We start from the raw sequence: 17,200 nt of genomic DNA on the forward strand, positions 1-17,200 counted from the left end.
CGAACGTGGTGCAAAGGTAAAAACAAAATCCTTATGCGCAAGATCTGACGTTAAAAAATTACGAACTATGAGAATTTACAAACCTCATATGCCTCATGAGTAGATAATCCTGAGGTTTCTGCGTAATAGTTGGCCTCATAACTTACAATTACTTTGTCTTTGATCTCAATACTAACTTCCGTGTGAAATTGAACCATTAAAAAGTTGGCATGCTTGTCATCCAAGAGATACGCTACTAACACTTCACCACCTAGCCTCATCCACACATTATATTGATTTTCGACTGCCCAACCAACATTGAACATCAGAATTGATTTATCATAAACAGCTTGTAAAGGATCATAATTTAAGATGCCATCATCATCCCTGCTAATCGTTTTATGAAAAGTTTCAAAATAATACCCACAGTGAATGCCACGCACGCCTTCCAACACTGACAGATTTAGAAAATCCCAATCCAGATTGATGCTAAGCCACTGCTCGTCAATGAAACTGATGTGATTTGTATGAATTTCATTGAAATGGTTTAATGATCGAAAAAATTTAACATCCAGTCCAAGTTTTTCAATCTCACTTTGCAAATCAGAATGAAGATTGTTTCCTTCATTGTCTGCAAAGTCGTGAACATTACCGGAAATGAAAATCACTGGCCCTCCATAATCTCGCTTGGCCAAGTCTAGGACAGAAAGCCAGATAATCGCATCCCTGAAAGAGTCTTTTCCTGCTCTAAAAAGGTTTGACATCCTTCTTCCAACGTAACAAAACGGCAGGTAATCCGTCTACCTTGCTGGGCATTTCAATGAAATGGAAACGGTGACTTTCACAATTTCAGGCAGAACGATGGGAATCCAGGTTTTCGCGGAATAATCAAGCAGTTGACTAAAGGCCTTGGATTTCAGCCTCCAATCCTGGCGTATGATATTCGTATCCAATACAATGTGCATACTGAATTGTCTAATCAGCTGACTGTTGCATGCAAAATGTGTGCCGTGTCTTCCTGAATCTGGTAACGTTCATCCAGCCTCTGCCCTACCACCCAAATAACGTCCCCGTTCCCATTCAAAAGCACCAGCACATTGTCCTTTGCGAAACGGTCCATTTTAAGGTCGGTTAGTAAATCACTTATCTTTTTGCTTTTGCCGTTCATTCCGAATGGTTGGAATGTGTCGCCCGTTTTCCACTTCCGCACTCTTAAGGGGAAAATTAGCTTTTCCTCGTTCAGCAAAACTTCATTTTTATTTTGATTAACGGTTGTGACTTGGTCGTGAAGCTTTTTTTCCAACAACATTGACAATGATCCAATGGCGACTTGCTGTTCGCCGGCATGAACGATTACATCTATATGCCGATAGTCCTTCTCAGCTTCCTTAATGATTATATGCTCACGGTCAACCAACAAAGTGTGCGTGGCGGATTGGAATATTTTCCCGGAATGACCGGATAGCGTTGTGAAAATCTTTTCGATCTGGTTGTACGCAAATCCGTAATTCTGTAAAATGTACCAAAGCCTGTAAACCGGCTCAGTTTCTGCTTTTAAAGCCGTAATGAAAATGCGGACTTGGTTGTCTTCGATTGTAATTATGCTGGCGGACCATGCATCCAGCGCTTCTTTGAGAATAATGTCTGCACTTTTCAACCGGGCTTGGGATTGGTTGAACGTCGCTTCCAGCGAAGGATTCAACTGTTTCAAAACCGGAATTACCTTGTGCCTGACCAGGTTTCTTTTGTAATCGTCGGTCGCATTGGATCTGTCTTCACGCCATTGCAGCTTGTTTTGGTTTGCGTAATCCAGAATATCGTCTTTTCCAGCCAGCAGCATTGGCCTTAACAAATGGCCATTGATACCCGAAATGCCGTGCAACCCTGCTAATCCTGTGCCTCTTACCAAGTTGAGTAATACAGTTTCAAAAGAATCGCTGGCATGATGCGCGGTTACAATCCAATGGTGACCATGTTCACTTCTTAATGCCTCGAACCATTCATAGCGCAGTGTTCGGGCGGCCATTTGTGTTGACACGCCGTTTTGTTTTGCAAATGCTTTTATACCAAAACTTTTGGAATAAAACGGGAAGCCATATATTGCCGATAACTCCTCGACAAACCGCTCGTCGCCCTCTGACTCCTCCCCTCTCAATCCAAAATTGCAATGTGCCACAGCGGCTGGAAAACCCATTTTATGAAACAAATGCAGCATGACAATCGAATCCACGCCGCCGCTTACGGTGAGAAGCGATGATTGTGATTTAAGATCGAGTTGATGTTGGTTAATAAAAGTTAAAAAAGGAGCTAACATGAACCGAAGAAACCTATTTGATGTAGTTTTGGCGTATATAAGATAAATGCTTTTACCCGGCCGACAAACAGCGCTTATTTCAAAGGTAAAGGAAAGAACGGCAACATGAACAAAAATAAATACATCGCAAACTGCAACCCTTTTAAACTTTTGCGCGTCATCCATATCAAAGACAATATATTCCGATTGACGTTCTTTGTTTTAATGATTTCTTCACCCTATCTGCTGGCACAGAAGGCTTTACCGCAACCAAAACCCGTGCAAAGTGAAGACTTGGTTGAGATTATCAAGTCTGACGAGCTGGAAATTATAAATGAAAATGGTGTGGATTCCCGACGCGTGACTAACGGCATCTTTAAGCATAAAGGCGCTCTTTTATATAGCAAGCTTGCGATTCAGAACATCAACACCAATGTCATTGAAGCTTTTGGCAATGTTAAAATTGTGCAGGGCGACACGGTGACGGTTACCGGTGACACGCTTTATTACTATGGAAACACGCGTATGGCAATCGTGAGTGGCAAGAAGACGGTTTTAAAGGACAGCAAACGCACGCTCACCACGCGGAAGATCGAGTATGACATGGCTAATGGAATTGCCAATTATAAAACGCCTGGCCGCACGGTCGATGAAGAGAATGTCCTGACCAGTAAAGAAGGTTTTTATAACACGCGGACCAAGGAATTTACCTATTACAAAAATGTTAAGCTGGTTAATAAAAAATATGTTTTAACCACGGATACCCTTCTCTATAATTCAATTACAAAGTGGTCGGATTTTACCGGTTCCACTAAGATTACAAATAAGGACGGCACGGTGAAAGGGACAAAGGGGCGTTACAATACGGAGTCAGCGCAGTCGGCTTTTCAGAAACGAACCATGGTTGACAACGAAACGTATACACTCACCGCAGACTCACTGGAAGTTGATGGCAAAAGCAATAACGGGCGTGGAAAAGGCAATGTTGTGATTGTCGCAAAAAAGGATAAAACGGTTCTCAACGGCGATGAGGGTTATTACTGGAAAAAAGAAGGTTATTCCAAAATTTTTGGTCATGCTTATGTTCGAAATGTAGTTTCCAACGACACACTTTACATTCGTGCAGACACGCTTTATTCTTACGAAAACCAGCGTGACAGCACCAGAAAGCTGATCGGAAATAAGAATGTGTTTATCTATAAGTCTGATTTTCAGGGCAAATGTGACTCAATAACTTACAACACGGCCGATTCTGTAATCCGGTTTTTCCGGAAACCAATTTTGTGGAGTGATCAGCATTATCAGATGGAAGCGGATTCGATCACTGCATTTTTGGTAAATAATGAAATCAACCGAATGTTGTTAAAAGGCAAGTCATTCGTCATTACTGAGGACACATTGGTGAGGCAATTTAACCAGGTTAAGGGCAGAATTATCAATGCGTATTTTGAAACGGGAAATAAGCTGAAACAGGTTCTCGTGGATGGAAACGGCGAAAGCGCTTACTATGCAATCGATGATAAGCAAAAAAATATCGGATTGAATCGTGTAGAGTGTGGAAGGATGAATTTGCTTTTTACAGATAACCGGGTAGAAAAGATCTCATTTGTGGGGAAACCGGATGGCAAACTGATCCCGCCAACCAAGATTAAAACGGCTGAAAGACAATTAGATGGGTTTAGTTGGAGAATTTCAGAGAAACCAACCAAGAATAAAACGATATGGAAGGAATTATGAGAAATAAATGAAAGTAGAATCGAAAAAAGAGAAAGTGGGCATGGTTTTTTATCCCCAAAAAATAAAAAAGGCCATTCACACAATATGTTTTGAATATACTATTATTTCTCTATATTTTTGTAATGTACTTTTTAACTAAAACAGCCTAAAAATTATTAGCAAAAAGTATCCCAAAACGACGCTATGAAAAGAAATATACTTTATTTATTGTTATCACTAACACTGGCCCTGCAAGGTTTAAACGCCCAATCGGTCTCGAACGGAAGCCGTTTGAATATGGTCAGCAAAAAGAAACCAACTGCCGGCGAGAATATCAAATTTGCTGGCTTGGCAACTGGTTCAAGTTACAAGCTGTTGTCTTTGCAAAATCCAAAAGCATTGAATAGTTTTTATCGCTCATTTTTGTTCTCAACACCCAATGCTTCTGAAAGCGCCGGTGTGGCAGCAACTGAAATCGTGGAAAAAAATTCAGAAAGAAGACAGCCTGCGATGGAAGCGCAGCTTAGAGCAGAAGAGCAGCTTTACAACAACGATAAAATTTCGGTTTCAAATATTTACCCAAATCCTGCCAGCGAGTACGCAGAACTTGACTATAACATCACTGCCAGCATTCGCGACGCAAAATTAATTATCTACAATGTGCTCGGTTCCCAAATGGCCGAGCTGCCCCTAAGCAAAAACGATAGAAAGCTGCGCGTGAACACCAAGGATATGCCAACGGGACTTTATTTCTATCAGTTATCCCTGGACGGTAAAAAAGTAGCCACAAAAAAAATGCTCGTTCGTCATCAGCAGTAGGCTTATTTTTAACACTATATCAGCTACGCATTCGTTATGGATGATGTAGCTTTTTTATTACCTTTGCACCTAATATGCGAAAAAACAGTCCAGCAAGCTATTTCTTGCTTTTTATTGCAATCCTTGTAATTACTTCTTGTAGTAAATTCTCGAAGTTACAAAAGACGGGCACGGATCAGGAAAAGTATGATGCCGCAATGTCTTATTACAAAAAAGGGGATTTTTACCGCTCCGGGTTACTCTTTGAAGAGCTTATACCCTTACTAAAAGGAAGCACAGAATCTGAACTCGCGCAGTTTTATTATGCCTACACGCAGTATCAGCAAGGCCAGTATAATACGAGCCAGTTTTTGTTCAAGAAGTTTTATGACACATATGCACGCAGTGATTACGCCCAGGAAGCGCTTTACATGCATGCATTTTCTTTGTACAAGGATTCGTCGCCTTTTAATCTGGATCAAACCAGCACATTCACGGCAATTTCCGCAATGCAGGATTTTATCAATACATATCCTGAAAGCGCTTTCCGTGAAGAATGTACGCGTTACATACTAGAGTTGCGTTCTAAACTGGAAATGAAAGCTTATGAAAGAGCGCGTCTGTATCACAAGATCAGCGATTTCAATCCAATGTCGATGAAGTCAGCGGTAATTTCGATTGATAACTTTCGCAAAGATTTTCCCGATTCGAAATACAATGAGGAACTCGCGTTTTTGAAAGTTGAATCACAATATAACCTTGCTGCCAACAGTTTCAGTATTAAGCAGAAGGAAAGATATCAGGATGTTGTGAAATTTTATCAGGAGCTGATTGATAAATACCCGACCGGGAAATTCAACAGAGACGCAGAGAAGATGTTTGATGACAGTCAAAAACAAATTGAGGTGATTGCAAAGACGGAGGCGGAAAGACAAAAACAAATCCAGGCACAACCAGATCCTGCTAACAAGCCGACGAAAGTAACAACGCCGGCGATTTCGGAACCAAAAGGACAATAGTCCTATTATAAGTAAGATTTTAATTTCAACTAATATCACCATAAGCATGGCAACCAATCCATCAATCATTACCCGGGATACGGACAAAATCGCAGACGTAACTGGTAACTTATACGAGTCAGTTTCTGTCATTTCGAAAAGAGCGCGTCAGATTTCCAGCAAGATGAAGGAAGAACTTAACAACAAGCTTGCTGAGTTTGCATCGGGTGTGGACAACCTTGAAGAGGTGTTTGAAAACAGAGAACAAATTGAAATTTCCAAGTTTTACGAGCGTATGCCCAAGGCTGGAAGCATTTCAATCGACGAATTTATCGAAGGAAAAACATATCACGCTTACCGCGAAACAACAGAAGAATAATTCTGATCCAAATGCAAAGCCAGCCGCAAAATTTTTTCTGCGGTTGGCTTTGCATTTATAGGCATTAAAGATTTTAGGATGTTGGCCTTAACTCTGTAACTTTATGGCTGACAGGAATCCTTCCGAAGTTGACAACCCAAAGCCAATAAGATTGAATCTCAAAGGTAAAAAAATACTGGTTGCCGTCTCTGGCAGCATCGCCACTTATAAATCTGCCCTGTTGGTGAGATTGTTGGTAAAAGCCCAGGCCGAAGTTCAGGTCATTATGACGGAGGCTGCCAAAGCGTTTATCACGCCGCTTACGCTTTCTGTTTTATCTAAAAAACCTGCCCTAAGCACATTCACGGCTGACGAAAATGGCAGCTGGAACAATCATGTAGAACTTGGCCTTTGGGCTGACGCCATTATCGTCGCGCCCGCAACTGCACGCACTTTATCCAAATGCGCAACGGGAAATTGCGATGATTTGCTAACAGCAACTTACTTGTCGGCACGCTGCCCGGTTTTTTTTGCGCCCGCGATGGATGTCGACATGTATTCGCATCCGTCGACGAAAGCGAACGTTGCAGCATTGATCAGTTTCGGAAATCACTTTATTGAGCCAGGACATGGCGAGTTGGCGAGCGGTTTGATCGGTGATGGACGAATGGCGGAACCTGAACTGATCGTCGCATCACTTTCAAGTTTTTTTGCAAAAAGATCTGTTGCTTTTGGTAAAAGAGTCCTCATAACCGCCGGCCCCACGGTGGAAGCGATAGACCCGGTGCGTTACATTAGCAACCGGTCATCAGGTAAAATGGGTTATGCACTTGCCGCGGCTTTCGCGTCCGCTGGATCGGCTGTGACGCTCGTGAGCGGCCCAACAAATTTGCCCACTCCGGAACAAACCATTCAGCGCTTTAATGTTGAAAGTGCAGAAGAAATGTTTGAACAGACCAAAAATCATTTTGAATTAAGCGATGTGGTGATATTTTCCGCGGCCGTTGCCGATTATACAGCTAAGACGATTGCGCAGCATAAAATTAAAAAGCAAGGCGAGGAAATGGCATTGGATTTGGTCAAGACGCGAGATATAGCAGGCACATTGGGCAAGCTCAAAACTGAAAAACAGCTGTTAATCGGCTTTGCATTGGAAACGGAACACGAAATGGAATATGCAATGGATAAGCTTTTGCGGAAAAATTTCGACTTCATCATTCTCAATTCGCTTAATGACGCCGGTGCAGGATTTGCACACGATACGAACAAAATAACCGTTATTGACAAGGAGAAAAATGTGACACATTTTGAGCTTAAAAGCAAGGAAGATGTGGCGCAGGATATTCTCCAAATCGTCTTAAACAAATGGAGTGAAGCATGAAAAAAATATTCGCGTTGTTGCTTTTATTGGTCAATTTCAATGCGAATACATTCGCGCAGGAATTTCAATTTTCAGTAAATCTGAACTATGAGCAGCTTGTCGCGCAACAGAAGACGGACCCGCAGTCAATGGCGCAGCTCCAAACTTACATGAATGATTTCCTCAACAACACGCGCTGGACCAATGATGAATTTGGCAAAGAGGAAAAAATAAAATGTAAACTGAATGTGAACCTGACGCGCTCATTGAATCAGGGGAATTATGAAGGAAATGCGCAGCTCGTCGTTTCCAGGCCCGTTTACAATTCCAATTATGAAACGGTTCTCTTCACATATGTTGACAAGAATTTCACATTCACCTATCTCCCGAACACGCCGCTTTACTTCAACGAAAACAGTTACACCGAAGAGTTGCCCTACATTCTGGCCTTTTATGCCAATATTGCATTGATCTTCGATTATGACTCTTTCAGCAAACTCGGAGGCTCTCCCTATGTGCAAAAAGCATTTAACTTGGTGAATCAGGCGCGGAATTCTTCGCCTAATAAACGCGGTTGGGATTCCAATGGCGACTCGCGTAACCGTTATTGGCTGGTCGAGAATCTGATGAGCCAGCAGTTTACGCCATTCCGTGAGGGAATGTATAAATATTATCGACTTGGCCTGGATGTGGCAACGCAAAACCCGGGTGAGACGCAAGCGAAAGTGATGGAAGTCCTCAACACGGCCAAAGAAGTCAACCAGCTGCGCCCGGCAAGTGTGGTTATCAATTCATTTTTTGATTCAAAATCCGACGAGCTTTACCGAATCCTGATCGAAGCGCAGCCCGAAGACCGGGCGAAAGCTTACAATCTTCTGGTGAGCCTCGATCCTAGCAAAACGCAACTTTACCAACGTCTCTCTTTATAATCCTCAGTCCAATAATTCCGTTTGAAGTTTCCGTTTATGAGCAAAAGATTGATCCGCATTTCTTCGAAAGATATTTTTGCCAAATTGGAAAGCTTGCTGCGAAGAGAAATCAACGTGGTTTTGAACAATGGAAACACGCATTTTGGTAAACTCGAGTCCTTCACCCAGGAGCATTTGCTGCTCCGCGACACGCGCAATCATCCGCATAATATTGCATTGCAGGGACTTTATGAGATCGTTTATGACGCAGGACAGCCATAAGCAATTAAAAACAGGATACGAACGGGTTATATTTTCTAATTGTTGATATGATAACTATATTCGTATAGATATGCTTTCGAATTTACTGATTAAAAATTACGCGCTGATCAAGCAACTGGAAATGTCACCAGATCCGGGGCTGAACATTATAACGGGCGAAACTGGTGCTGGGAAGTCGATTATGCTTGGTGCCATTGGATTGCTGCTGGGCAATCGCGCTGATGTGAAATCGCTGTATGATTCCAGCGAAAAGTGTGTGATCGAAGGCAGTTTTAACCTCTCGGGCTACGATCTGGCCCCTAATTTTGAAGATGAAAATCTGGATTATGCTGACGAATGCATTGTAAGGCGCGAAATTTCAGTTGCCGGAAAGTCGCGCGCATTTATCAATGACACGCCGGTGAATCTGGACGCGCTGAAACGAATCGGCAGCCAACTGCTGGATATTCATTCGCAGCATGACTCTGTAATGCTGGGCAACAACGAGTTTCAATTGCAAGTTGTTGATTCGTTTGCCGACAACGCGCCTTTGCTGAAAGCTTATCAAAAGGACTTTTCTGCCCATCGCGAAGCTGCAAAAGCATTTGAAAACCTGCAACAGGAAGCAGTCAGATTGCGCAAGGAATTTGACTATGACCAATTCATGTTTCAAGAACTGGACAATGCAAAACTTGAAGCAGGCGAGCAGGAAAAATTAGAGCAGGAATTGAATATTCTGGAAAACGCGGTTGAGATCAGAGAAAAGCTTCAACTCGCTCATGTCCTGCTTGATAACCCTGAAACTTCGGTTCTCGAACTCCTTAAAAATACAGTGAACACGCTGGGCCAGGCCGCGCGGCTTGTGCCTGTTTACGATTCCATTCGCGCACGCGTGCAAAGCGCATTAATTGAACTTCGAGATGTTGCAGACGAAATTGACCAGGCGAACGGCAGCGTAGAAGTGGATCAGAGCAGAACCGAGATTGTTCAGGAGCGGCTCGATTTGATTTACACTTTACTCAAAAAACATCAGGTGACTGACGTTTCGCAGTTGCTCAGCATTGAAGAAGCGTTGCAGCGCAAATTAAGCATTGTTCTGAACTTGGATGAGGACTTGCTCAAAGCCGAAAAAGTTGCTGCGCAGGCCAGGGAAAAATTGATCAAAAGCGCTAATGTGCTTTCCGAAAAGCGCAGGAAGGTCACCAAGGCAATTGAATCACTCATCTTGGAAAGACTTTCGGAACTTGGGATACCGAATGCCAGCTTGTCTATTCAAATAACAGAAACTGCGCCAACATTTAACGGCATTGACTCGGTTGCTTTTTTGTTTAGTGGCAACAAAGGAATCGTCCCGCAGGAGCTCAAACAGGTTGCTTCGGGTGGAGAATTTTCCAGGTTAATGATGGTGATTAAATACATTCTTGCCGATAAAAGGAAACTTCCTACAATAATTTTTGATGAAATCGACACGGGTGTTTCGGGAGAAATTGCAAGGAAGATGGGCAAAATGATGTTAAACATGGCTCATAATCACCAGATCATTGCGATCACGCACTTGCACCAGATCGCAAGCAGCGGAAATGCACACTATTTTGTTTATAAAGATCATTCTTCCGATAAGACAGTCAGCAAGGTTAAAAAATTGTCTGTCGATGAGCGTGTGATGGAAATTGCGCAAATGATCGGCGGGCATAATCCATCTGAATCTGTGCTGCTAAACGCGCGCGAAATGATCCTCAAAGAACAGGCATAATAAATAAGCATTCAAGATTACCATATATCAAACTCCTCAATCATGAAATACTCAATATCAGCTTTCCTGCTTCTCTTTATCCTGGCAAGCTGCGGAAAGGAAGCAAAAAAAGACAAGGTTGCCGAATTGGAAGCAGAAGTGATGACAATCCACGATGAAGTGATGCCGCAAATGGACGCAATCATGACATTGAAATCGCAGTTATCCAAGAAAATCCAAAGCATGGACAGCTTGCAGAATGAAGGAATCAGCAGCAACACCATCGCGGAAGAACGCATTAAAGCCGTTGACTTGAATCAAAAGCTTAATGAGTCGGATAAACTGATGATGAGCTGGATGCATGGTTATCGCGGCGATTCTGCTAAAAAATTAGCGCCTGAGAACGCGGTGGCTTATTTTGAAAGCGAGAAAGAGAAAATCCTTCAAGTAAAACAAGTTACAATCAAATCGATCCAGGAAGCGAAAACATTCCTGGAATAGCATTTATGAAAATCAGCAAGACAGCAATGCGCATAAACATATTTTTTCTAATGCTTCTCGCTGCTGCGACCATTGGCTGCAAAGAGGAAAGAAAACTGCCAATTCTGGGTGAACGTGACTGGGTGAAAAAATCCGTTGACGGAAAAGAAGTGGTTGACACAATTTACAATGCCATCCCCGCATTTTCATTTGTAAATCAGGAAGGAGACACTGTTTCCGAGAAAATTGTCGAAGGGAAAATTTACGTCGCCGACTTTTTCTTCACCACTTGCCCGACCATTTGCCCCATTATGAAGCGGCAAATGATTAAGGTTTACAATGAATACAAAGGCTATCCGGACGTGATGATCCTCTCCCACTCTATTGATCCTGAACACGATACACCTCAGGTTTTGAAGAAATTTGCAAGTGATCTGGGAGTCGAAGGCAACCAATGGCAGTTTTTGACTGGCCAAAAAGATGAGATTTACGAGATAGGCCAGAAAAATTACTTGTCAACTGCGAAAGAAGACAAAACAGCAGATGGCGGATTCATCCACAGCGGTGCGTTTATTTTGGTTGATAAAGAAAAGCACGTAAGAGGAATGTATGACGGCACGACGGAGGAAGGGACCAAGAAATTAATTGACGATATGAAGCTGTTACTGGAAGAATATAAAAAGTAAGATCCGACAGCATTCATGACAAAATCAGCGATTGCCCTTTTGTTTTTATTGAGCATGTTCTCTTGCAAAAGCGCATCAGAGCTCAAAAGCGAGCAATATTTTGTTGAAGGATATCAACTTTACACAACAAATTGCGCCAATTGCCATCAGGCAGACGGCAAAGGAATGTCTAACCTCTATCCTCCCCTGGCCGGCTCGGCGATCCTGAATGATAAGCTGGCTGTGGCTTGCATTATCAAGAATGGAATGAAAGGAACGATCCTTGTAAATGGCAAGGAATTCAATCGGCCAATGCCGGCTAATCCCAAGCTTACGGAGATCGAGATCGCTGAACTCGTGAGTTTTGTCAGTATGAAGTTTGGGAAAGACAGCTTATATACGCCAATCGAAACGGTGCAAAAGGCGCTTGCGAGCTGTAAGGCTTACTGAGGTCCGGAAAACTTGTAAATGCCGGTCGCTTTCCTGAATTTAATGCGCGTAAAGTCTTGCTCCGCATCCATCCCGATGGCATTCGTAATTTCAGAAGTCCGTTTATTGATGACTGAAAGTGGTTTGTCGGTAAACACTTTCCTGGTGCGCGGGCTCCAACTCAATTCCGTCGTTTTGAGCAATTCTTCTGTTTCAGATTTAACCACGCGCACATTCCCTTTCACGATATACACATCAGAAGCTTTATCATATCGTCCCGAATCCGAGCGGAGCCGGGTTACGATGACGCCAGTTGTGTCGTAAAAATTAATGTTAATCGTGTCTGGGAAAACCTCGGTTTCATTCTGGAAGCGCAATCGTTTGGGCGTTTTCATCACCACTTTGAGCTTGCCAAGTTCGCTGTATTTTACCTCTACATTATTGACCATTTCCAAAGGACCCGTGTATAACGCGCCTTCTTTCTTCTGCTTCTCTTCACAAGCTGAAAAGAGCAAAACGATTGGCATTATAAGATAAAAAGGAGATAAAAAATTATCTCCTTTTAGTATTTGCTTAAAAATCAATGCAATGCGCATATCCTTTTTAGTCGATTTTCTGTTTAACAAACCACCTTTCCAGCAGCGTTACTCCCAGCACAACCCGTCCGTAACGTTCTCTGATCATGCCGTTGCCGGTGTTCCCTCTTTGGCCACCAACGAGCGCAACCGACAGAAAGTTCTGATAACCACGCCCCATCGGAAAAGTGAAGCCTAAACTAACATTGGTGTCATTTACATCATTGTTTCCAATAGAATAAGGCGTTTTGCCATAACTGAAACCAACGCGATATCTTACCAGGTCGAAGTAATTGAGCGAAGTAAAACGAGGCAGATATTCAGCTCCAATATTGATTCGGCCTACATCTTTCAAGCCATCGTTTGAGTTGGTGAAGCTTCTGTATTGTGACCATTGCTGGTAATTGAAGTCCGCTGAAAGGATTAATTTGAACGGCCATTCCAAACTCGCCCCGACCTGAAACTGATTTGGCGTTTTGATTCTGCCGCCCAAAACATTATCCAATGTATCCGGGTTAATAATGGGGAGCGCATCCCGTGAAACTTCAAAAGTTGTGGTCCGATCCGCATTGATGGAGGTTCCGAAACTGTAAGCCGCGCCCAGATTCAGATTCAGCTTATTCTCTTTTTTAATTGGAACCCGTAATGCAGCGCCGGCGCGAAATGCGATATCCGAATAAGTTGTCCGCTCGTTGAGGCTGACCATTACTTCTTCGGTAAGATCTAAATTAGGGTCCCTGGCTCTAATGTAATCGATCAACGCAACCTCTGTCGTTTTACGCACATTTCCAAAGAAATATGAGCTTTCCAGACCAAGGCTTAAATATTTTGTAACCTGATAGGAAGTTGTGATCGACGCTTTATTAATCCCGCCTTTTCCTGTTGTGTTATAGACCCCGACAAAAGGAGTTCCCTGAACATCACGGATGGACTGGTTGGTATAATCAACGAAAGTGTAAGGTTTGAGGCTCATTCCCACCACCCAGCGTGGGCTAACGGGGAAGGCAAGTGACACATACGCAAGATTTCCGCCAGCATTCGTCTGCTTTTTCGAGCCGGAAACTACATCTTTATATTGCCCGATCACGCCGATATCCAGGGTCGTAAACCTGTTACGCACCCATAAAGCCGGGTTGAGATTGTTGATTTGAAAGCCGGAGCTCGTGCTTACGCCGGATTGTCCCATTCCTGTGTTATCAGAATAAGCATCTCCATAAAACTCACCCATACCCAACGATGAGTAAGGAGAATTGCCCAAGCCTTGTGCTTTCAGCGCCGTATTAAGGTATGTACAATTCCAAATAAGTGCAATTGCAAATGTGAGTATTCTGAATCTACTGTAACGAGACATTATATGTTAAAATTCTGTTCAATCCTATTAAAACCAATTCTGGCACCGCAAAGATGGGTGGTTTCAGGCTACTTTCAAAAAAAGCGGCGTCTCCTCCACATAATAGTACGCGCAAATCCGGCGATTTGTGTCGATACATTTCAATAATTCCCTGCATTTCTGCGAGAACCCCGTTCATAACGCCACTTTGCATAGCAGCACGCGTGCTTTTTCCGATTAATGGTGGATCTGATTCGGGTTCAACCAGCGGAAGCCGTTTAGTGAACGAATGCATCGCATTGAATCGCATCTTGACGCCCGGAGAAATAAGCCCGCCCTGAAATGTGGCGTCTTTATCGACAAGGTCATATGTTATGCAGGTTCCCATATCAATTACAACCAGGTCTTCATTTGGATAGAGGAAATTGGCACCCACTGAAGCTGCAACCCGATCAGCACCAAGCGTTTGCGGCGTTTCGTAATCCTTTTTGATGGGCAATGGTGTTTCCGGAGACAAATTGAATATTTTGCATTGCACCCCCAAGGCTTCCTCAAAAGCTGCAACGGAATAACTGACGGATGAAAAAAAGATGTTTTCGGGAAGATCTGCGCGGACAGCTTGAAGCAATTCGTCAAATGTAAGGCGCGTCGTATAGCGTATCAGTTGCGCTCCTTCAAACCATCCAATCTTAGAATATGTATTTCCTGAATCAATTACAACGTTCATAATTTTGCAAAACTCCTACATTTGATTCATAAAAACTAGCACTTTTAAAGGGCGAATGGTGTTACAAATGAAGAGAAGAGTTTCACAATATCCTTATTCTCTGGCGAATATGAAGTTTTGGCACATTTAAGCCATTATTTCGCTTGCATTATTTTGAAATGCGAAAGTCATTGTTTACCTTCGTCGCTATAAGTCCAGTATCGACTTCTAAATCCAAATTCCATCTCGCGGTAACTTTCAACGTTATCGAGGTTTACAAATCTTGCAGATTTATTGTCTTTACTTCTTTTACCTAATTGCAAAGTTTCAGCGTAAATCCAACGAAGTTTTTCAGTTTGTAAAGTCGCACCCGGACTTGTACATCGTTTTTCCAATTTTAATGACCATCACGTCACTTCGAGATATGCTTCTCGGTTTTAGTCCAAAAAAAATTCACAACATTAATATCCATTCGGTAAAGTGTTACTTTACTTTCCCTTGTCTGTATGCCTACAATTGATGAATTGAACATTAAGCTGTTATCTGAGCTTAAAGAAATAGCTGGCAACCTTGGTGTTGCAGATTATGCTAAACTCCCCAAGAAAGAACTAATAAACAGGATCTTGACAAAACAGGATTCTGCGGCGGCAACCGAAGCACCAGCGGCTCCGGCTCCCGTTATAAATACGCCCGAACCCGTCTCTGCAGAAACCAACGGTGCTGATCAGGATTTGGATGGTCAAAAGAAAAAAAGAGCACGCAGACCTTCGGAAACCGCTGCTGCGGATACAATGAAGCCTGTAAATAATAGATCAGCAAGACCTAAGAAAGACAATGCTTCGCAGACTCCTTCTCCTGCTCCGTTATTTGACACATCATTCAGAAATCGCCCTGAGGCGACTAATGACAAGCCAAAAAATTTCGATATCCGTGAAGAATCTGATTCTGACAGCGATACATTGAATGATTTGGGCAAAGAAGAAGCAGTTGCACTTCCGGAAAACAATGCGCCTGCAAATGAGGCAGTTGCTGAGGAAAAAACAGAGGCTACAACAGAAGAAACTACAACCGGCACAAAAGAAGAAAAGCCTTTTCGCCAGCCTAACGAAGCAAACGATCGCCAGCCACAGCAAGCGCAACAGCCTGCCCACCGCGACGATCCTTCATCGAAAATCAAGCGCAATTACAACAATTATGTAAGAGAATTCGATGGCTTGATCGTCAATGAAGGCGTGCTTGAAATCATGCAGGATGGCGGATATGGATTCCTTCGCTCAGCTGATTATAATTATTTGGCTAGTCCGGATGATATATATGTGTCTCCTTCGCAAATCAAACTCTTCGGTCTGAAAACCGGTGATACGGTTAGAGGACAAATTCGCCCTCCGAAAGAAGGTGAAAAATATTTTGCATTGCTTCGTGTTGAAACAGTTAATGGAAAAACCACAGAGGAAATCAGGGACCGTATTCCTTTTGAATATCTGACACCATTGTTTCCTGACGAATGTCTGAAACTTAGCTCACGTCCAGATCAATATTCAACCCGGATTCTCGATTTGTTCGCTCCTATTGGAAAAGGACAACGTGGAATGATCGTTGCGCAGCCAAAAACGGGTAAAACTGTTTTGCTAAAAGAAATTGCCAATGCTATCACGCGCAATCACCCGGAAGTTTTCCTTTTGATACTGCTGATCGACGAACGTCCTGAGGAGGTTACTGACATGCAGCGCAGCGTTAGAGCGGAAGTGATTGCTTCTACATTTGATGAGCAGGCGGATCGTCACGTGAAAGTTGCCAGCATTGTTTTGGAAAAAGCCAAAAGAATGGTTGAATGCGGTCACGATGTGGTTATCCTGCTGGATTCTATTACGCGTCTGGCGCGTGCTTATAACACGGTCGTTCCTTCATCTGGTAAAATCCTTTCCGGTGGTGTGGATGCCAATGCATTGCATAAACCAAAAAGATTCTTCGGAGCTGCAAGAAATGTGGAACACGGTGGATCGCTTACAATTATCGCCACTGCGTTGATTGATACGGGTTCAAAAATGGACGAAGTTATCTTTGAGGAATTCAAAGGAACGGGTAACATGGAATTGCAGCTTGACCGGAAACTATCCAATAAAAGGGTGTTCCCTGCAATTGATGTGATGGCTTCGGGAACGCGTCGTGAAGACTTGCTGCTTGATAAAGAGACTTTGAAAAAAGTGTGGATTCTTAGAAAACACATGTCTGACATGAATGCTATGGAATCAATGGATTTCTTGCTGGAACACATGAAGGGCACTCGCAGCAATGAAGAATTCCTGATCTCAATGAACCGATAAGCATTGAGTTAAATGGAAGACGATTTGAAGATTATCGAAGGGATCGGGCCGAAAATTGAGGAGTTGCTTAACCGCGAAGGCATTCGCACACTTGAACAGCTCAGCGAAACTTCCGCCATCCGGATCTCGGCCATTTTAAAAAATGCCGGGCCGCGGTTTCAGATCCAGAATCCCGTTTCCTGGCCAAAGCAAGCTTTACTGGCCAGAGAGCAAAAATGGGACGAACTCGAACAACTCAGAAAACGGATCATGTCAGGTAAAGAATCCTGATTAGACATATAAAGGAAA

The 17,200-nt window shown here is 43.0% G+C and carries 18 protein-coding genes; 13 read left to right on the forward strand and 5 right to left on the reverse strand.

Annotation, left to right across the window (positions count from 1 at the left end; genetic code table 11):
* Positions 1-65: 65 nt before the first annotated feature.
* Together LZG73_RS15440 and tilS are read right to left on the reverse strand one after the other, a co-directional pair.
* Complete coding sequence (locus LZG73_RS15440; protein ID WP_233851499.1) at positions 66-743, reverse strand: hypothetical protein; 678 nt, start codon at positions 741-743, stop codon at positions 66-68.
* Between the two features lie 215 nt (positions 744-958).
* Complete coding sequence (gene tilS, locus LZG73_RS15445) at positions 959-2,293, reverse strand: tRNA lysidine(34) synthetase TilS (RefSeq protein ID WP_233851507.1); 1,335 nt, start codon at positions 2,291-2,293, stop codon at positions 959-961.
* 105 nt (positions 2,294-2,398) lie between these two features.
* Here tilS and LZG73_RS15450 point away from each other — a divergent pair, with 105 nt between their 5' ends.
* The 11 genes from LZG73_RS15450 to LZG73_RS15500 all read left to right on the forward strand — a co-directional run bounded on the left by LZG73_RS15450 (position 2,399) and on the right by LZG73_RS15500 (position 11,998).
* Positions 2,399-4,009 carry an OstA-like protein gene (locus LZG73_RS15450; RefSeq protein WP_233851528.1) on the forward strand — a complete coding sequence of 537 codons (1,611 nt, stop codon included), beginning with the start codon at positions 2,399-2,401 and terminating at the stop codon, positions 4,007-4,009.
* A 183-nt stretch (positions 4,010-4,192) separates the two neighbouring features.
* Positions 4,193-4,807 (forward strand): T9SS type A sorting domain-containing protein, encoded by a 615-nt coding sequence (locus LZG73_RS15455; protein WP_233851530.1) that lies wholly within the window; start codon positions 4,193-4,195, stop codon positions 4,805-4,807.
* A gap of 74 nt (positions 4,808-4,881) precedes the next feature.
* Entirely contained in the window at positions 4,882-5,805 is a 924-nt protein-coding gene (locus LZG73_RS15460) for an outer membrane protein assembly factor BamD (RefSeq protein WP_233851538.1), read from the forward strand.
* 46 nt (positions 5,806-5,851) lie between these two features.
* Positions 5,852-6,163, forward strand: coding sequence for a DNA-directed RNA polymerase subunit omega (locus tag LZG73_RS15465; RefSeq protein ID WP_233851540.1), 312 nt, complete (start codon positions 5,852-5,854; stop codon positions 6,161-6,163).
* Positions 6,164-6,266: 103 nt separating this feature from the next.
* On the forward strand, positions 6,267-7,523 hold the full coding sequence (gene coaBC / locus LZG73_RS15470) for a bifunctional phosphopantothenoylcysteine decarboxylase/phosphopantothenate--cysteine ligase CoaBC (RefSeq protein WP_409014342.1): 1,257 nt from the start codon (positions 6,267-6,269) through the stop codon (positions 7,521-7,523).
* Positions 7,520-8,431: a DUF4835 family protein gene (locus tag LZG73_RS15475; RefSeq protein ID WP_233851542.1), complete on the forward strand. Its 912-nt coding sequence runs from the start codon at positions 7,520-7,522 to the stop codon at positions 8,429-8,431. The genes coaBC and LZG73_RS15475 overlap by 4 nt, the downstream gene beginning before the upstream one ends.
* Before the next feature lie 36 nt (positions 8,432-8,467).
* The gene (locus tag LZG73_RS15480; protein WP_233851544.1) at positions 8,468-8,692 is read left to right on the forward strand and encodes a hypothetical protein; all 225 of its coding nucleotides are present in this window, start codon (positions 8,468-8,470) and stop codon (positions 8,690-8,692) included.
* 70 nt (positions 8,693-8,762) lie between these two features.
* Positions 8,763-10,424: a DNA repair protein RecN gene (gene recN / locus LZG73_RS15485; protein WP_233851546.1), complete on the forward strand. Its 1,662-nt coding sequence runs from the start codon at positions 8,763-8,765 to the stop codon at positions 10,422-10,424.
* A 42-nt stretch (positions 10,425-10,466) separates the two neighbouring features.
* The gene (locus LZG73_RS15490; RefSeq protein ID WP_233851548.1) at positions 10,467-10,904 is read left to right on the forward strand and encodes a viral A-type inclusion protein; all 438 of its coding nucleotides are present in this window, start codon (positions 10,467-10,469) and stop codon (positions 10,902-10,904) included.
* 50 nt (positions 10,905-10,954) lie between these two features.
* The gene (locus LZG73_RS15495) at positions 10,955-11,569 is read left to right on the forward strand and encodes an SCO family protein (protein ID WP_233851550.1); all 615 of its coding nucleotides are present in this window, start codon (positions 10,955-10,957) and stop codon (positions 11,567-11,569) included.
* Between the two features lie 15 nt (positions 11,570-11,584).
* Positions 11,585-11,998, forward strand: a complete 414-nt coding sequence (locus LZG73_RS15500) for a cytochrome c (RefSeq protein ID WP_233851552.1) — start codon at positions 11,585-11,587, stop codon at positions 11,996-11,998.
* On the opposite strand, the gene lptC is transcribed toward LZG73_RS15500, so the two are convergent.
* From lptC to LZG73_RS15515, 3 genes are all read right to left on the reverse strand, one after another.
* Positions 11,992-12,504, reverse strand: coding sequence for an LPS export ABC transporter periplasmic protein LptC (gene lptC, locus LZG73_RS15505; RefSeq protein ID WP_233851554.1), 513 nt, complete (start codon positions 12,502-12,504; stop codon positions 11,992-11,994). The genes LZG73_RS15500 and lptC overlap by 7 nt on opposite strands.
* Before the next feature lie 76 nt (positions 12,505-12,580).
* On the reverse strand, positions 12,581-13,780 hold the full coding sequence (locus LZG73_RS15510) for a hypothetical protein (protein WP_233851556.1): 1,200 nt from the start codon (positions 13,778-13,780) through the stop codon (positions 12,581-12,583).
* Positions 13,781-13,886: 106 nt separating this feature from the next.
* The gene (locus LZG73_RS15515; protein WP_233851573.1) at positions 13,887-14,609 is read right to left on the reverse strand and encodes a type III pantothenate kinase; all 723 of its coding nucleotides are present in this window, start codon (positions 14,607-14,609) and stop codon (positions 13,887-13,889) included.
* A gap of 485 nt (positions 14,610-15,094) precedes the next feature.
* Between LZG73_RS15515 and rho the strand changes: the two genes are divergently transcribed.
* Both rho and LZG73_RS15525 read left to right on the forward strand, forming a co-directional pair.
* The gene (gene rho / locus LZG73_RS15520) at positions 15,095-16,912 is read left to right on the forward strand and encodes a transcription termination factor Rho (protein ID WP_233851581.1); all 1,818 of its coding nucleotides are present in this window, start codon (positions 15,095-15,097) and stop codon (positions 16,910-16,912) included.
* A 12-nt stretch (positions 16,913-16,924) separates the two neighbouring features.
* Positions 16,925-17,182, forward strand: a complete 258-nt coding sequence (locus LZG73_RS15525; protein WP_233851590.1) for a hypothetical protein — start codon at positions 16,925-16,927, stop codon at positions 17,180-17,182.
* Positions 17,183-17,200 lie beyond the last annotated feature (18 nt).

Origin of the sequence: Dyadobacter sp. CY326, assembly GCF_021390515.1 — a bacterium.
GTDB lineage: Bacteria > Bacteroidota > Bacteroidia > Cytophagales > Spirosomataceae > Dyadobacter.

Coding starts and splice junctions, on each gene's coding strand:
- rho (WP_233851581.1), top strand. CDS start 15,095: ATGCCTACAATTGATGAATTGAACATTAAGCTGTTATCTGAGCTTAAA.
- LZG73_RS15525 (WP_233851590.1), top strand. CDS start 16,925: ATGGAAGACGATTTGAAGATTATCGAAGGGATCGGGCCGAAAATTGAG.
- LZG73_RS15495 (WP_233851550.1), top strand. CDS start 10,955: ATGCTTCTCGCTGCTGCGACCATTGGCTGCAAAGAGGAAAGAAAACTG.
- LZG73_RS15515 (WP_233851573.1), bottom strand. CDS start 14,609: ATGAACGTTGTAATTGATTCAGGAAATACATATTCTAAGATTGGATGG.
- LZG73_RS15465 (WP_233851540.1), top strand. CDS start 5,852: ATGGCAACCAATCCATCAATCATTACCCGGGATACGGACAAAATCGCA.
- LZG73_RS15500 (WP_233851552.1), top strand. CDS start 11,585: ATGACAAAATCAGCGATTGCCCTTTTGTTTTTATTGAGCATGTTCTCT.
- LZG73_RS15490 (WP_233851548.1), top strand. CDS start 10,467: ATGAAATACTCAATATCAGCTTTCCTGCTTCTCTTTATCCTGGCAAGC.
- LZG73_RS15510 (WP_233851556.1), bottom strand. CDS start 13,780: ATGGGTGAGTTTTATGGAGATGCTTATTCTGATAACACAGGAATGGGA.
- LZG73_RS15450 (WP_233851528.1), top strand. CDS start 2,399: ATGAACAAAAATAAATACATCGCAAACTGCAACCCTTTTAAACTTTTG.
- recN (WP_233851546.1), top strand. CDS start 8,763: ATGCTTTCGAATTTACTGATTAAAAATTACGCGCTGATCAAGCAACTG.
- LZG73_RS15460 (WP_233851538.1), top strand. CDS start 4,882: ATGCGAAAAAACAGTCCAGCAAGCTATTTCTTGCTTTTTATTGCAATC.
- tilS (WP_233851507.1), bottom strand. CDS start 2,293: ATGTTAGCTCCTTTTTTAACTTTTATTAACCAACATCAACTCGATCTT.
- LZG73_RS15455 (WP_233851530.1), top strand. CDS start 4,193: ATGAAAAGAAATATACTTTATTTATTGTTATCACTAACACTGGCCCTG.
- LZG73_RS15475 (WP_233851542.1), top strand. CDS start 7,520: ATGAAAAAAATATTCGCGTTGTTGCTTTTATTGGTCAATTTCAATGCG.
- lptC (WP_233851554.1), bottom strand. CDS start 12,504: ATGCCAATCGTTTTGCTCTTTTCAGCTTGTGAAGAGAAGCAGAAGAAA.
- coaBC (WP_409014342.1), top strand. CDS start 6,267: ATGGCTGACAGGAATCCTTCCGAAGTTGACAACCCAAAGCCAATAAGA.
- LZG73_RS15480 (WP_233851544.1), top strand. CDS start 8,468: ATGAGCAAAAGATTGATCCGCATTTCTTCGAAAGATATTTTTGCCAAA.
- LZG73_RS15440 (WP_233851499.1), bottom strand. CDS start 743: ATGTCAAACCTTTTTAGAGCAGGAAAAGACTCTTTCAGGGATGCGATT.